Annotated in this window: 16 protein-coding genes and 2 tRNA genes; 5 read left to right on the forward strand and 13 right to left on the reverse strand. The window is 54.2% G+C overall.

The genetic code is table 11. The annotated features are described in order from the left end of the window. Nucleotides 1–7 precede the first annotated feature (7 nt). From gap to LEP6406_RS0217735, 11 genes are all read right to left on the reverse strand, one after another. Nucleotides 8–1,066 carry a type I glyceraldehyde-3-phosphate dehydrogenase gene (gap, locus tag LEP6406_RS0217685; RefSeq protein ID WP_008317747.1) on the reverse strand — a complete coding sequence of 353 codons (1,059 nt, stop codon included), beginning with the start codon at nucleotides 1,064–1,066 and terminating at the stop codon, nucleotides 8–10. Nucleotides 1,067–1,249: 183 nt separating this feature from the next. Then, entirely contained in the window at nucleotides 1,250–1,876 is a 627-nt protein-coding gene (locus LEP6406_RS0217690; RefSeq protein WP_008317749.1) for a methyltransferase domain-containing protein, read from the reverse strand. A 5-nt stretch (nucleotides 1,877–1,881) separates the two neighbouring features. Further along, nucleotides 1,882–2,523, reverse strand: coding sequence for an LON peptidase substrate-binding domain-containing protein (locus tag LEP6406_RS0217695; RefSeq protein WP_008317751.1), 642 nt, complete (start codon nucleotides 2,521–2,523; stop codon nucleotides 1,882–1,884). Between the two features lie 227 nt (nucleotides 2,524–2,750). Next, nucleotides 2,751–3,059 carry a 30S ribosomal protein S10 gene (gene rpsJ, locus LEP6406_RS0217700; RefSeq protein WP_263971260.1) on the reverse strand — a complete coding sequence of 103 codons (309 nt, stop codon included), beginning with the start codon at nucleotides 3,057–3,059 and terminating at the stop codon, nucleotides 2,751–2,753. A gap of 142 nt (nucleotides 3,060–3,201) precedes the next feature. Then, nucleotides 3,202–4,431 carry an elongation factor Tu gene (gene tuf, locus LEP6406_RS0217705; protein WP_008317757.1) on the reverse strand — a complete coding sequence of 410 codons (1,230 nt, stop codon included), beginning with the start codon at nucleotides 4,429–4,431 and terminating at the stop codon, nucleotides 3,202–3,204. Nucleotides 4,432–4,456: 25 nt separating this feature from the next. Next, complete coding sequence (gene fusA / locus LEP6406_RS0217710; protein ID WP_008317760.1) at nucleotides 4,457–6,532, reverse strand: elongation factor G; 2,076 nt, start codon at nucleotides 6,530–6,532, stop codon at nucleotides 4,457–4,459. Nucleotides 6,533–6,790: 258 nt separating this feature from the next. Continuing rightward, nucleotides 6,791–7,261 (reverse strand): 30S ribosomal protein S7, encoded by a 471-nt coding sequence (rpsG, locus tag LEP6406_RS0217715; protein WP_008317761.1) that lies wholly within the window; start codon nucleotides 7,259–7,261, stop codon nucleotides 6,791–6,793. 163 nt (nucleotides 7,262–7,424) lie between these two features. Further along, nucleotides 7,425–7,799, reverse strand: a complete 375-nt coding sequence (gene rpsL / locus LEP6406_RS0217720) for a 30S ribosomal protein S12 (RefSeq protein ID WP_008317763.1) — start codon at nucleotides 7,797–7,799, stop codon at nucleotides 7,425–7,427. A gap of 223 nt (nucleotides 7,800–8,022) precedes the next feature. After that, nucleotides 8,023–8,094 (reverse strand) — tRNA-Gln (locus tag LEP6406_RS0217725). Then, complete coding sequence (locus tag LEP6406_RS30490) at nucleotides 8,085–9,029, reverse strand: alpha/beta fold hydrolase (protein ID WP_008317764.1); 945 nt, start codon at nucleotides 9,027–9,029, stop codon at nucleotides 8,085–8,087. The genes LEP6406_RS0217725 and LEP6406_RS30490 overlap by 10 nt, the downstream gene beginning before the upstream one ends. 28 nt (nucleotides 9,030–9,057) lie before the next feature. Further along, complete coding sequence (locus tag LEP6406_RS0217735) at nucleotides 9,058–9,783, reverse strand: ACT domain-containing protein (RefSeq protein WP_008317766.1); 726 nt, start codon at nucleotides 9,781–9,783, stop codon at nucleotides 9,058–9,060. Nucleotides 9,784–10,246: 463 nt separating this feature from the next. Here LEP6406_RS0217735 and LEP6406_RS0217740 point away from each other — a divergent pair, with 463 nt between their 5' ends. Next, the gene (locus LEP6406_RS0217740) at nucleotides 10,247–10,771 is read left to right on the forward strand and encodes a GNAT family N-acetyltransferase (protein WP_008317769.1); all 525 of its coding nucleotides are present in this window, start codon (nucleotides 10,247–10,249) and stop codon (nucleotides 10,769–10,771) included. Here LEP6406_RS0217740 and LEP6406_RS0217745 read toward each other — a convergent pair. Further along, nucleotides 10,768–11,205, reverse strand: coding sequence for a DUF4332 domain-containing protein (locus tag LEP6406_RS0217745; protein ID WP_008317771.1), 438 nt, complete (start codon nucleotides 11,203–11,205; stop codon nucleotides 10,768–10,770). The genes LEP6406_RS0217740 and LEP6406_RS0217745 overlap by 4 nt on opposite strands. A gap of 93 nt (nucleotides 11,206–11,298) precedes the next feature. On the opposite strand from LEP6406_RS0217745, the gene LEP6406_RS0217750 reads away from it, so the two are divergent. Both LEP6406_RS0217750 and LEP6406_RS0217755 read left to right on the forward strand, forming a co-directional pair. Further along, nucleotides 11,299–11,372: transfer RNA gene (locus LEP6406_RS0217750), tRNA-Pro, on the forward strand. 174 nt (nucleotides 11,373–11,546) lie between these two features. Beyond that, entirely contained in the window at nucleotides 11,547–12,266 is a 720-nt protein-coding gene (locus LEP6406_RS0217755) for a Tic22 family protein (RefSeq protein ID WP_008317772.1), read from the forward strand. A 10-nt stretch (nucleotides 12,267–12,276) separates the two neighbouring features. Here the strand turns inward: LEP6406_RS0217755 and LEP6406_RS0217760 are convergent, their stop codons facing one another. After that, nucleotides 12,277–12,714, reverse strand: coding sequence for a heavy metal-responsive transcriptional regulator (locus tag LEP6406_RS0217760; protein WP_008317775.1), 438 nt, complete (start codon nucleotides 12,712–12,714; stop codon nucleotides 12,277–12,279). A 151-nt stretch (nucleotides 12,715–12,865) separates the two neighbouring features. On the opposite strand from LEP6406_RS0217760, the gene LEP6406_RS0217765 reads away from it, so the two are divergent. Further along, a complete protein-coding gene (locus tag LEP6406_RS0217765; protein WP_008317777.1) occupies nucleotides 12,866–13,153 on the forward strand; it encodes a hypothetical protein in 288 nt (95 codons plus the stop codon). Nucleotides 13,154–13,373: 220 nt separating this feature from the next. After that, entirely contained in the window at nucleotides 13,374–14,150 is a 777-nt protein-coding gene (fabI, locus tag LEP6406_RS0217770; RefSeq protein ID WP_008317780.1) for an enoyl-ACP reductase FabI, read from the forward strand. Nucleotides 14,151–14,277: the final 127 nt, after the last annotated feature.

A 14,277-nucleotide genomic window follows, 5' to 3' on the forward strand; every position in this document is an offset into this window, starting at 1 on the left:
TTTGGTATTACACCGTAGGTAGGGAAGGAATCTCTACCCCACTGAGAATGCCGTCGATTTGGGCCATGTACAGCATCAGATCCATCACCCGACAGGAATAGGCCCATTCGTTGTCGTACCAGGCGACCACCTTAAAGAAACGATCGTTCAGTTCCATACCTGCCCCAGCGTCAAAGGTACTGGAACTAGGGTCGGTGGTGAAGTCAGTAGAAACGACAGCCTCGTCGGTGTAGCCCAGAATGCCTGCCATTGGGCCTTGAGCAGCGGTTTTCATCGCTTCACAGATGGCGGCGTAGCTGGTGGGGCGCTCGGTGCGGAAGGTGAGATCTACTACGGAGACATCCGGTGTTGGCACCCGGAGGGCCATGCCCGTGAGACGACCCTTAAGTTCTGGTAACACTAGGGTTACCGCCTTGGCGGCTCCGGTGGAAGCCGGGATAATATTTTGTCCCGCCCCCCGGCCCCCGCGCATGTCCTTTTTGCTGGGGCCATCCACGGTGGGTTGGGTGGCGGTACTGGCGTGGACAGTGGTCATCAGCCCCTCCAATAGCCCAAAGTTGTCGTGGATTACCTTGGCAATAGGGGCAAGGCAGTTGGTGGTACAACTGGCATTGGAAACGATGACATCTTTGTCTGGTGCAAAGGTTTCATGGTTAACCCCCACTAACAACGTGGCCACCCGATCGGGATCCTTGGTGGGGGCAGAAATCACCACCCGTTTGGCCCCGGCGTCTATATGCTGCTTGGCTCCGTCATGGCCGGTAAACAGCCCAGTGGCCTCCACCACGTAGTCAGCTCCCAAGTCTCCCCAGGGCAGTTCAGCCGGGTTGCGTACCGCCATACAGGGAATGAATTTACCGTCTACCACAATGCCCTCATCGGTGGCTTCTACGGTACCCCGATAGCGGCCATGGGTGGAGTCGTACTTGAGCAGGTAGGCTAGGTTGGTGGGGGGTACGAGGTCATTGATACCGACAAATTCGATGTTGGGGTTTGCGATCGCGGCCCGAAATACCAGGCGACCAATGCGACCAAATCCGTTAATACCGACCTTGAGGGTTGCCATGGTTGAAAATCGTCCTGTCTGAGATGGGCAATCTGGACTACACAAGGGCTGCCAGCACAACGACTGGAGCTTCTGCCAATCCAGTTCCTCTCTATCTAAGGGGTGAAATCGCGATCGCACCCAATCCCTTGGATTTCCTTCAGAGTTACGCCCCTTTCAGGATGGCGTTATTCTGCTGTGGCATCAGCTCCTAGAGGATATCCCCTGGTTCTGAAACAACCCCAGATACTCCTCCCCTTGGCGGGTGGGGACAGAACTGGTGACGGGGTTAAGGGTCACGATGGCAAAAGGGCCTGTAAACCGCTGGCGTAGTTCCACTGGAGTTGTCCCGTAGGGCGGTCCACCAGGACGATCATGGGTGAAAAAGACCCCCAGCAAATAGCCCCCCGGTTTCAGCAAGCCCTGGACCAAGGTGACATAGCGATCTCGCAGAGTCGGATCGATGGCGCAAAAGCAAGTATGCTCCACCACATAGTCAAACTGGGCTGTGTACTCCGGCAGCAACGTAAAGATATCCCGCTGACGAAATTCCGCATTTAGGTTTCGGGCTTGGGCCACTGCGGTGGCAGCCGCGATCGCAGATGGAGCATAATCTACTCCCAGCACATCAAACCCTGCCTGGGCAAACAATAGAGCATCATGCCCCCGGCCACAGCCCAACACCAACACCCGCCCCATCCTGTGGTTTTGCTGATCTAGCCACTCGACAAAAGCCGGAGACGGCTGACCTAAATCCCAGCGAGTGGCCCCCTCCTGGTAGCGGGACTCCCAGAATTCAGAGGAGAGGAGTGGTGGAGAAGTAAACGCCATCGGGTCTACTCCAGCACATCCTTGAGAGCAGTACGAGCGGCCAAATGATTCCGGGTCGTTGTGAGGATTTCCGCCTCTCGTTCTAGGCGGCTACCCGTATCTTGAATCTCCAATAGAGCCTGCTGCTCATCAGCGGCATCGTAGAGATTGCTAGCAATCCAGTACGAGAGTTCCAAAGGCAAGTCAGGAATATTGCTAGGTAACTCCACCTTACGGCTCGTGAGCTTAGCAGAAAGGCGAACTACATCCCGCAGCAGCTGATCCACCTCAACAACAAGATTTTCCAAATCCTGTTCCGTAGGCTGATCCTCAATCCACTCCACCAGGCCCACCCGGTAGGGCTTCTCCCGAACATAGTCCAAGACCCGGAACCGTTGCTGGCCCAAAGTCAACATCTTCATGCGATCATCTGGGAGTCGCTGACAGTGGAGAATTTCCGCACAGCAGCCAATCCGAGCAGGCTGACCCGTCTCCGGATCCGTCATCAGAACTCCAAAGCGACGATCACCCTGAAGCACCGTATTCATCATGATGCGATAGCGAAACTCAAAAATATGGAGCGGCAGATGGGCTCCCGGAAACAAAACCAACTCAGGCAAGGGAAAGAGAGGCAGCTCTCGAACGGCCAATGAGGATGAGGACGCCATTATCTCCGGTGGTTGCGAACACGCTCAGAACCCTGATTTTCCCAACATTAGTGAGATCCCAGGCATCTAGCGTTCCTACATTTCTCTTAACATTCTATCCCATTGGCCCTAGGGATACCGCCGATACCGTACCAATGGGGATTCCCCGCAGACCTCAGAGCCACTACCAGGGATAGCATGGGTGCTATCCCTGGTAGTGGCTCTACCGTTTCCCGTTCTTCTCTCCCCTACAGCTTCACCTCAATATCTACCCCAGCAGGTAAATCCAGCTTCATGAGGGCGTCAATAGTCTTAGAAGAGGGTTGGTAAATATCGATAATGCGGCGATGGGTCCGGGTCTCAAAGTGCTCCCGAGAATCCTTATTGACGTGGGGAGACCGCAGTACACAATAAATCCTACGCTTCGTGGGTAAGGGAATCGGACCAATGGCCGTGGCGTTCGTCCGATTAGCCGTATCTACGATCTTTTCGCAAGAAGTGTCAAGTAGGCCCCGGTCAAAGGCTTTTAGGCGAATACGAATCTTCTGTTGCTGAATAGTAGCCATTAGGATGTCCTGTGGGATTGAATTTTCGAGGTTCTGGGTCGAGATCCTGGACTCAAAAAGTCGAGGCTGAGATCAGAAAGGGGAAGGCGCTCCCATTGAGATGCCCCTTCCCCTTGCCAATATTGCCGTGAGGTTACTCAGTAATCTTGGCAACCACACCCGCGCCGACGGTACGTCCGCCTTCACGGATAGCAAAACGCATTCCCTGCTCAATAGCCACGGGGTTGATGAGTTCCACATTCATCTTGATACGGTCTCCAGGCATCACCATTTCCGCATCGGTGCCATCATCAGCGGTGAAGCTGGCAATGGTGCCGGTCACATCGGTGGTTCGCACATAGAACTGGGGCTTGTAACCACTGAAGAACGGCGTATGACGACCGCCTTCTTCCTTCTTGAGGATATACACCTCAGCCTGGAACTTAGTGTGGGGCGTAATGGACTTGGGCTTAGCTAGCACCATGCCACGCTCAATGTCATCCTTTTGGATACCCCGCATCAGCACACCAACGTTATCTCCCGCCTGACCTTGATCCAAGGTCTTTTGGAACATCTCAACGCCCGTGACCGTGACGCTACGGGTGTCACGAATACCGACGATCTCGACAGTTTCACCCACCTTGACCGTGCCCCGCTCAATTCGGCCCGTGGCCACCGTGCCCCGACCCGTAATAGAGAACACGTCTTCCACCGCCATCAAGAAAGGCTTATCCACATCCCGTTCAGGGGTGGGGATGTAAGCATCCACCTCATCCATCAACGACAGAATCTTGTCTACCCACTCATCGTCTCCCTTGGCCAGCTTAGTGTTAGCCGTCAGGGCTTCCACTGCCTTCAGGGCAGAACCGGTCACGATGGGAATATCATCTCCAGGAAATTCATAGGAATCCAGCAGTTCACGGACTTCCAGTTCCACCAGTTCCAGGAGCTCTTCATCATCAACTTGGTCTTGCTTGTTGAGGAAGACCACAATGCTGGGAACCCCCACCTGCTTTGCTAGCAGAATGTGCTCCCGTGTTTGGGGCATGGGACCATCCGCCGCAGACACCACTAGAATGGCCCCATCCATCTGGGCCGCCCCAGTGATCATGTTTTTCACATAATCTGCGTGTCCAGGACAGTCTACGTGGGCGTAGTGACGATGTTCAGTCTCGTACTCCACGTGGGCTGTATTGATCGTAATACCACGAGCCTTTTCTTCCGGCGCAGCGTCGATATCCTCATACTTACGCGCCTTAGCTCCCCCGGTCACCGCCAGGGTCATGGTAATTGCAGCCGTCAACGTCGTCTTCCCATGGTCAACGTGACCGATGGTACCGATGTTGACGTGAGGTTTTTTCCGTTCGAACTTCTCTCGTGCCATTTACGTTACGTGTCCCTAACTAAACCTATGCGTTCCCACTGTTTCTAGCGATGATGGCTTCAGCCACATTCCGAGGTACCTCAGAATATTGACTAAACTCCATCGAGAAAATGCCCCGACCTTGCGTCTTAGAGCGGATATCGGTGGCATAGCCAAACATCTCAGCCAAGGGGACTTTAGCTGTCACCTTGGCGATGCCATCGTCTGACCCCATGCCCTCAATATGCCCGCGACGTGAGTTAAGGTCACCCATAACGTCCCCCAAGAAATCTTCGGGAACTTCGACCTCGACCTTCATCATCGGTTCGAGTAGGACTGGGGAAGCTTTCATTACCCCTTCTTTCATGGCCATAGATCCGGCGATCTTGAAAGCCATTTCAGAAGAATCCACATCATGGTAGGAGCCGTCTACCAAGGTGACCTTAACGTCGATCAAGGGATACCCAGCTAGGATACCAGATTCGCAAGCCTCTTTCATGCCCTGCCCCGCTGGCTGGATGTACTCCCGAGGGATGACTCCGCCCACGATCTTAGAGATGAATTCAAAACCGCTACCCGGTTTACCCGGTTCGACTTGGATCACCACGTGGCCATATTGGCCCTTACCTCCACTTTGGCGCACAAACCGCCCCTCCACCTGACTAGGTTTGCGGATGGTTTCCCGGTAAGCAACCTGGGGTGCACCAATATTGGCCTCGACCCGAAACTCTCGCAGCATCCGATCAATCAGGATATCGAGGTGGAGTTCCCCCATTCCAGCAATCACGGTCTGGTTAGTTTCAGGATCGATGCTAACGCGGAAGGTGGGGTCTTCTTCGGAGAGGGACTGGAGAGCCTTGGACAGCTTCTCCATATCCTGCTTCGTCTTGGGCTCTACGGCCACCGAGATCACAGGTTCTGGAACAAAGAGAGATTCCAGCACAATAGCGTGATCGGGATCGCAGATAGTGTCTCCGGTAAAGGTCTCCTTGAGACCCAAGGCCGCTCCCAAATCTCCTGCTCGTAACTCATCCACCTCAATGCGATCATCTGCTTTGAGCACAATCAGGCGAGAAATTCGCTCCTTTTTGTCCTTTGTCGCGTTGTAGACGTAGCTGCCCTTTTGCAACACGCCGGAGTACACCCGGACAAAGGTAAGGCGACCATAGGGATCCGCCATAATTTTGAAGGCTAAGGCAGCCAAGGGAGCATCATCATTGGCATGACGCTCAGCTTCGCTGCCACCAGGGAGAATTCCTTTGATGGCAGGAACCTCTAGGGGTGAAGGGAGGTAATCAACAACCGCATCTAGCAAAAGCTGGACGCCTTTGTTCTTGAAGGCAGAACCACAGAGCATGGGGACGATTGTCCCGGTTACCACGCCTTTGCGAAGAGCACCGACGATTTCGGCTTCACTCAGGTCTTCTCCTTCCAGATATTTCCCCATCAAAACATCATCGGTTTCCGCCGCTGCTTCAACCAGTTTGATGTGATATTCATCGGCGGCGGCTCTGACATCTTCAGGAATTTCCGTATCGGAAAAGTCTTGGCCGAGATCGTCGTTGTAGATACGAGCCCGCATGCGGACCAGATCTACAACACCCCGAAACTGATCTTCTGCACCGATGGGAATTTGAATAGGTACGGCGTTAGCGCGGAGACGATCACGCACCTGCTCATACACTTTGAAGAAGTTAGCTCCGGTGCGATCCATCTTGTTGACGAAAGCGATACGGGGGACGTGGTAACGGTCCGCTTGTCGCCAAACAGTTTCCGATTGGGGCTGCACGCCACCCACAGAACAAAACACCGCGATTACCCCATCCAGCACCCGCATGGAGCGCTCTACTTCAATGGTGAAATCCACGTGGCCAGGAGTATCAATAATATTGACTTGATGATTGCGCCAGTGGGTCGTAATCGCCGCTGCGGTGATGGTGATACCACGCTCACGCTCCTGATCCATCCAATCAGTAACAGCGGTACCTTCGTGCACCTCACCAATTTTATGGACCACGCCGGAATAGAATAAAATCCGTTCAGTAGTGGTGGTTTTGCCCGCATCAATGTGGGCAGCGATACCAATATTTCTAACGCTTTCCAGCGGGGTAGTGCGGGGCACAATGACCTCCTTCGTACAGCCAGAGACTCTAGCTTAGGCACCCATAAATTCTAAACAGTTGTACCGGGAGGCGACAAATTTCCCGGTTCAGTCTGGTTTATTTGCCGTCATTACAGGGAATGACTCTTAAGTTCCTGGGGGGAATTCCCCCAGGAAACAATTCCAGTTCCTAAATGCTCCAAATACAAGCCATGTTAGGAATAGCACCCCCGAGGGATAGATGGTGAGGGCAACCCCTTTTTAGCCAATTGCTACCGATTAGTAACGGTAGTGGGCAAAGGCTTTGTTGGCTTCCGCCATCCGATGGGTTTCTTCCCGTTTTCGCACAGCACTGCCGGTGTCGTTGGCGGCGTCCATGAGTTCATTAGCTAACTTCATAGCCATGGTTTTGCCACCCCGACTGCGGGAATATTGGGTCAGCCAGCGTAGGGCTAGGGCTGTGCCCCGTTCTTGACGCACTTCCATCGGCACTTGGTAAGTTGCGCCACCTACTCGACGAGCTTTGACCTCTACCAAAGGGGTGACATTACGAACGGCTTGTTCAAACAGATCTAGGGGATCGCCGCTGGTACGCTCTTCGATCACCTTGAAGGCGTCGTAGACGATGCGCGTGGCCACAGACTTTTTGCCATCTAACATCAGGCGGCGCACCATCATACTGACGAGGCGGCTGTTGTAGACAGAGTCAGGGGGGACCGGACGCTTTTGTGCGGTATTGCGGCGAGACATGGAAACCCTCTAGCGATATCGATGGATAGTGTATGGATAGAAGCCAGATGAACTGGCCAGATGAACTGGTATGCAAATTGGGATCAAACGATTCCGACGGAATCCAAACCCCAGAAAGACTGATAACAGATCAATGGGCAAGCCCTTGATCCGAGGCAGGCTCCTATGCCTTCGGGCGCTTAGCACCGTATTTAGAGCGGCCCTGTTTGCGGTCCTTGACCCCAGCGGTATCGAGAGTACCGCGAATAATGTGGTAGCGCACACCGGGAAGATCCTTAACCCGACCGCCACGAATCATGACAACGGAGTGCTCTTGCAGGTTATGCCCAATACCGGGGATGTACGCCGTCACCTCAAAGCCAGATGTGAGACGGACCCGCGCCACTTTACGGAGAGCGGAGTTCGGCTTTTTGGGGGTAGTCGTGTAGACACGGATGCAGACCCCACGCCGCTGCGGACAGCTCTTGAGAGCGGGGGATTTGGTCTTGTCTACAATTTTTTGGCGCTCAGTCCGGACTAGCTGTTGGATAGTGGGCATTGGGTCGTCAAGGGTCTATTGGGGTGAATAAATCTGTGTTGTCACAAGCTCTTATGGTACCGAGCCTTTTCGTAAAGTGTCAATGATTTTACAGTTTTGCTTTGTTTTGTTGGCGCTATCGTTATGTTAACTGCCTGGATCCTAATGCTTCCCTGATAGCAAGCACCAAGCCTATGATCCTAAGGAAAAGGCTCAGGGAAGTCTTTAATTGTCCGAGAAAATACTGGGGTGCTAGGATTCGAACCTAGGAATGGCGGGACCAAAACCCGCTGCCTTACCACTTGGCTACACCCCATTCATGGGCTTTTGTAATATAGCAGTTGTTGCCCGATGACTGTCAATAGGTTTTGCGGCGGTATCCATTCTCGCCACCGCTTCAACATACTGCCGAATCTGCTGGGCTAGAGCTGAGGGCTGTTCGAGCATCGCCATGTGGCCGCAGTGGGGCAATACGGAGACATTTCCCGCTTCTTGATGAAAGAGGGTATGGAAACTGGCTAAGTGGCGAACATAGCGCTCCTCCATGACCGGATCGGCTCCCCCCGCCACAAAATAGGTGGGCTGTCGGAGGCTGGCCACCACTTGGGGCAAGCGGTGAACCTCTGCTTCTGTCGTGGAGGCCAAGAGAGCCCCCAGGGCCGCCTCCGGGTGAGCTGCGAGCAAATCCAGTAGCCGCTGACGCCCCCACTGACGAGAGAGGGGCTGGGCCACCATCATGCGGGCAAACCCTAGATCAAGCAGCGGTATCCGGGACAGCCAAGAGGAGCGCCAACGTACAATTTGGGTTCCAGCCCTACGAAACCGCTGAAATTCCTCCGGCAGGTAAATTCCCCCACCCGCATTGACACAGATGACGCCTTGAACACGATCGGGCCATAGATGGGCAGCCCAGAGGGCGATGCTCCCCCCTAGGGAATGGCCTACTAACCAGACAGGCCCCAGGTTTAGCTTTTGCAAGAGGGTTTCCAGATCGCGGGCATAGGCCGATAGACCATAGTCCGGTGTAACTCCATTGCCAGAGTCGACTGACGGCGGAATGTGGTTGGAAGCGCCAAACCCCCGCAGATCGTAGGTCAGACAACGGTAGTGGGAAGCTAACGTATTGGTGATTGGAGTCCAATATCGGTGACTCAACACCCAACCGTGGATAAAGACCAGTGTGGCGGCACCAGGGATAGCCGGAGTCAGGTCGTAGAAATGGGGAGTAGTCTGAATCTGAAGGTACGGCATCCTCTAATCCTAACGCTCAGGGATGTTCTTAAAACCCGCTGCCAAGGAGGCGATAGCGGACTCCCTCGGCAATTTTTTGCCCCAGATATTCAGGAATTAAGCTTTCATTTGGCCCTAGAAGATAGAGGATTAGCCGCGTGCGGCCCCGCCAAACCAGCAGATTGGCATTGACCACAAGTAGATCCTCCTGCCAGATCGCGTACATGACTTTGTAGAAGAGTCCCGGCTGGTTATCGGCCTCAATCAGTAGGGCGGGCAGATGGAAGACTGGATCTACATAGAACTCCGTTTCCACCTGCTCCAACCCTGCGTCCAGATTGAACTCAACTGTGAGCATCTCCTCCACTTCAAAGCGCCCCGCTAGGGCTTCTCGGATAGCGCGGCGAACATTGTCCGCTGTTTTCGGGGGCAATGCCTTTCCTCCCCGTGACACCACTAGTTTGATAAACACCAACATGGGGGGGTAGATCTGGCCGTAGAGGCTGAGGTTGTGGATGGTGAGGCCATAGGCTGCCAGCACTCCGAAAATATCACTCAGCAAAAAAGATTGATTTCGATAGGCGAAATGCAGCGCACTGCGATTGCCTTCCGGCTTCAGTTCAATGACTGCCTTACGAGATTTGTAGAGTTGATAGGCAAGCCGCAGGTTCTGAAGCTGAATTTCACTGCTAACAAATTGCTCGTAAAATTGGGGGAAGCCTCGGTTGAACCGCTTAAGCAACTCTATCGTGGATGACTTTAAGCCAGCAGCCATAGAAAGAGGAGGGGTGACGTCAGGAGGAACTGATTTGGGGAGCTCTATGGAAGTGGGGCAGCCACCTCAGGACATTAACCATAGATTTCAGGGGATTTCCGGCAAGGATTCCTCTATGGAGGAATCTTGTTGCTGCTGTTATTGTTGACCCTGGACGTAGTCTGCCCTAAGCGAGGACGAAGAAGGCCAGCGGGGACTGATTGTTTTAGGGTTAGTTGCTGAGGATGGGTTTGGTTGGGGATATGAGGTCGGGATACTAGGGGCTGTGAACAATCAAAGCCAGGCCCCTGGTGATGGGGCGGTTACAGCCCCTAGCTTGTTCAGTAGGGCGGGCGTAGTTATGCCTACCCCGCAAGGATTTTCTTGTTCATTGTCCACACGCTCTAGGGGCTTTGAGCAGATATATTAGTCTAGTAGACTAGTTCCCGTTCATTCATCATCTATCATCATCATCCAAGCCTGTATGGGTTTCTGGAAAAGTCTATTCACAGGGGCCGATACGGTGCCCTCGACCCAATTGCCTCAGTCGGGGGGCGTCCTGGCAGAAGTTCCCACGGGAGACGATCGCGGCGGGCGTATCTTTTTTAGCACCGATCGCGAGATTGATCTCTACGAGTTGGAAGAGCTCTGTGACGCGGTGGGCTGGGCCAGACGCCCCATTCGCAAGGTCCGCAAGGCGATTCAACATAGTTTTCTGGTGGTGTCCATGTGGGAGCAACGGGGCAGCCGCAAGCGTTTGATTGGCTTTTCTCGGGCCACTTCTGACCATGCCTTCAATGCCACCATTTGGGACGTGGTGGTACATCCGGACTATCAGGGTAAGGGTTTGGGCAAGACATTGATGAAGCAACTGATCAAAAAGTTGCGGAGTGAGGACATTAGCAATGTCACCCTCTTTGCCGATCCCCATGTGGTGGATTTCTACCGCACTCTCGGGTTCATGCCCGATCCCGAGGGTATTAAGGGGATGTTTTGGTACCCTGACTAGCGGTGCGGATGTGGATGTGGAGAAGCGCTGCGAAGGAACTGCTGGGCTTCCTGCACCCACTGCACTACTTGGGCTGGGGGTGGGCATAGATCGGACCGCTGAAGTTGAGCGGTATGCAGTCGCTTGATCTGACTGTGGAGTCGGCCAGGGGTGCTCACTGCTAGTTGCTCAATGGATTGGACGCCGCTATGAAGCAGCAGCCCACAATGTTGGCAACCGACGCTGGGGAGGCGGGCCAGGTTGGCTAGGGCCGCCCACTTGCGGGGATAGCGCAGGGGAAGGCCGAGGGTGGTGGCGAGGGTCTGGGTGGTTTGGGGCGATCGCGCTTGCTGTAGGAGGTCTGCTGTTGTGTGCAGCCCTGCGGACTGGAGTTGACGTTGATGTTCGGCAGATAGGCCGGGGAGGCTGGCAAGGGGCCAGATTTTGATGTTCATGGATAGGTGCAGGATTTTAGGGGGGGTGGTTATGGTAGGCGGTGGCCCAAAACCAAGCTATATTATTAACTGACAAAGGTAACAGTGCCTTTACGGGATGTAGCGCAGCTTGGTAGCGCGCCTGCTTTGGGAGCAGGATGTCGCAGGTTCAAATCCTGTCATCCCGATACTTGTGCGTGCTGACCTTAGGCTAGGAAGTGGATGGTTTTGGACGGGAGTCCGGTGGCAGGCTAGCTTCTTTGCCGTAAGGTGGGGCGCGGCTTGGTGGAACTCTGATCCCCCCCGACCGTCAAAGGTACCCATTGAAGCAAGTTATCCCCTCTATGGGGCTAGGGAGACGTATGAAGGGCTTTTTGAAACAACTGACCGCATTGGGTTTGATAGGTGGGACATTTTTGGGGGCCGCAACTGTCAACCCTCAAGCAGTTTTGGCGCTGAGTGATGAGGAGATTGTTGAGAAGCTCTCCACAGTGCCGGTGTTTATGATCGTGGACGCTGAGGGGCGATCGCTGACGGCTAGTGTGGACTCTGGGAACAGCCAGGAGGTGAGTGTTCCTATCGTTTTTATTAGTGGTCCTTCTGCGGAAGCGTTTCTGGCGCAGGCTGAGGCTGAAAATGCAGCTATTGCTGAAACAGGCCAAGTGGCAATTCTGTCCCTAGGGGCGCTGTATCAAGAAGCCAGTACCCAACTGTCTAACGGGCAGGCACTCTTTTATGTGCCGACGTCTGAGTCTCTAGCGGCGGCTAGTGCGATCGCGGAAGGGCAGGAATTTAATGGGGTACCTCTGTTCACGGCGGTCAGCCTTGAGAATGGCCAGTATCTACTGACCGCCGATGGTGTGTTGCCGGTGTATTTCTCTCTAGCGGACCTTCAGGCAAGCATTACCCCCTTGTTTGAATCGAACCCTGAACTGCGGGATGTGATTGGGGTCGAGGTGCTGACCCTGGAGGGACTAATCCAGGGGATGGAAAGCAACAATCCTGAGCTTGATCAGTTGCTAGAACTGGTGCGCTTTGTGCCCGATTCGGCTACGGTGCAATATCTTCGCCAGGGTCAATAGGATTGCGGTTCTAGGCCATCCCATTGGGGGCAGTAGCGGCATGTTCGATGATCGGGCATATTTCGGCCTCTAGGGTTTCTGTCTGATCTGCTGCGGCCATCAAGTCCACAATTTGCCCTCGAAGCTGCTGAAGCTGGATGATGCGCTCGTCGATGGCTGATACTTTGGCTTGGAACTTGTGGCGCACGTCTTGACAGGGCCGATCGCCGTGATCTGCGATCGCAAGAATCTCTTGGATATCTTGGAGACTGAGGCCGAGGGCCTGGGCGCGCCGGATAAACCGCAACCGGGTCAGCACAGTGTCGTCAAAGAGGCGAAATCCCCCTGAAGATCGGCGGCTGGCCTGAATCAGCCCCCGATCTTCGTAGTAGCGGATGGTTTTCACGGGCAGATCTACTCGGGCACTGACTTCACCAATGCGCAGGAGGTCGGCTGAGATGACGGGCATGGTACAGATTTCTACAATTTTCTCCCATCCACTGTAGCAAAACTCTCCTGCAAACTGGAGGGTTCTAGATATCCCCTATCCCCATTACTTGTGGATTAGGGTAGAGCTACATTTTGGGTGGCCTTGGGAGATAGTGCTGGGAGGAGAAATCATGGGGTCTTGGAAATTACGATTGCGGCAACTCCATCGGGCCTTGGCTCCCATGATGGTGGTGCCGCTGCTGATCACCTTATTGACGGGGATCTTGTTCCAAACCGCGATCGCGGCGGGGCGTAGCGGGGATTTTCTCTGGCTCCTGGAGTTTCATCGGGGGCATTTTGGCCCCTTGAATCTGCAATCTATCTATCCCTATCTGAATGGACTGGGACTCTTGGTGATGGTGGTAACGGGGATGGTGATGTGGTTCCAACGGCCCAAACGTCGCCGGGTCCAGTCCTGAGAGAATTTCGGGTATCAACTCAAAGCGGGACACATCTCTTGGGGAGGAGTCAGGAGTCAGGAGTCAGTACTCTCCTGGATTCTGACTCCTGAATTCTTTGGAGCCAATATTGTCTCGGCTTACGTTGATGCCCCTTTCTTTCCCTTGTGGATCAACCCAAGGGGTATCGAAGGGATCCGATTTTTGAGTATTCTCCTAGGTGGCCTTTAGCGGGACTCTTATGCTAGATCTCACTGGAAAAAACGCCCTCGTCACCGGAATTGCCAACAACCGCTCCATTGCCTGGGGCATTGCCCAACAGCTCCATGCCGCAGGAGCCAATCTGGGGGTGACCTATCTACCCGACGACAAGGGCAAGATGGAAAATAAGGTGCGTAGCCTAGTAGAGCCCCTTGCCCCCTCCCTATTTCTGCCCTGTAATGTGCAGGATGATGGCCAGGTCACCGCTACCTTTGATGCGGTAAATGCAGCGTGGGGCAAGCTGGATATCTTGATTCACTGTCTGGCCTTTGCCAATCGAGATGATCTCATGGGGGACTTTAGCGCCGTTTCCCGTCAAGGATTTCAGACCGCCCTGGATATTAGTGCCTATTCTCTGGTCAGTTTGGCGCGGGGGGCAAAACCCCTTATGACCAGTGGTGGCAGCATTGTTACCCTCACCTACCTGGGCGGCGTGCGGGTGGTGCCTAATTACAACGTCATGGGTATTGCCAAGGCTGCCCTGGAAATGAATGTGCGCTACTTGGCCGCTGAAATGGGGCCGCAACAAGTGCGGGTGAATGGCATTTCAGCGGGTCCGATTCGGACCCTAGCGTCCTCAGCGGTGGGGGGTATTTTAGACATGATTCACCACGTTGAGGCGGTGGCTCCCCTGCGGCGGACAGTGACCCAACAGGAAGTGGGCAATGCGGCGGCTTTTCTCAGCAGCGACTTAGCCAGTGGCATCACCGGGCAGATTCTCTATGTAGACTCTGGCTATGAAATTATGGGGATGTAGAGGGTGTGGGGGTATGAGGGTGTGAGGGTGGGGGGTTAGAGGGGTGTGAGGGTAAAGGGTGAAGGGTGAAGGGTGTGTGGGGGTGTGAGGAGATTTCGTAGGGGCAATCCCTTGCCTGTCCTGAGCG

It is taken from the genome of Leptolyngbya sp. PCC 6406 (assembly GCF_000332095.2).
In the GTDB taxonomy this organism is placed as follows: Bacteria; Cyanobacteriota; Cyanobacteriia; order Phormidesmidales; family Phormidesmidaceae; genus PCC-6406.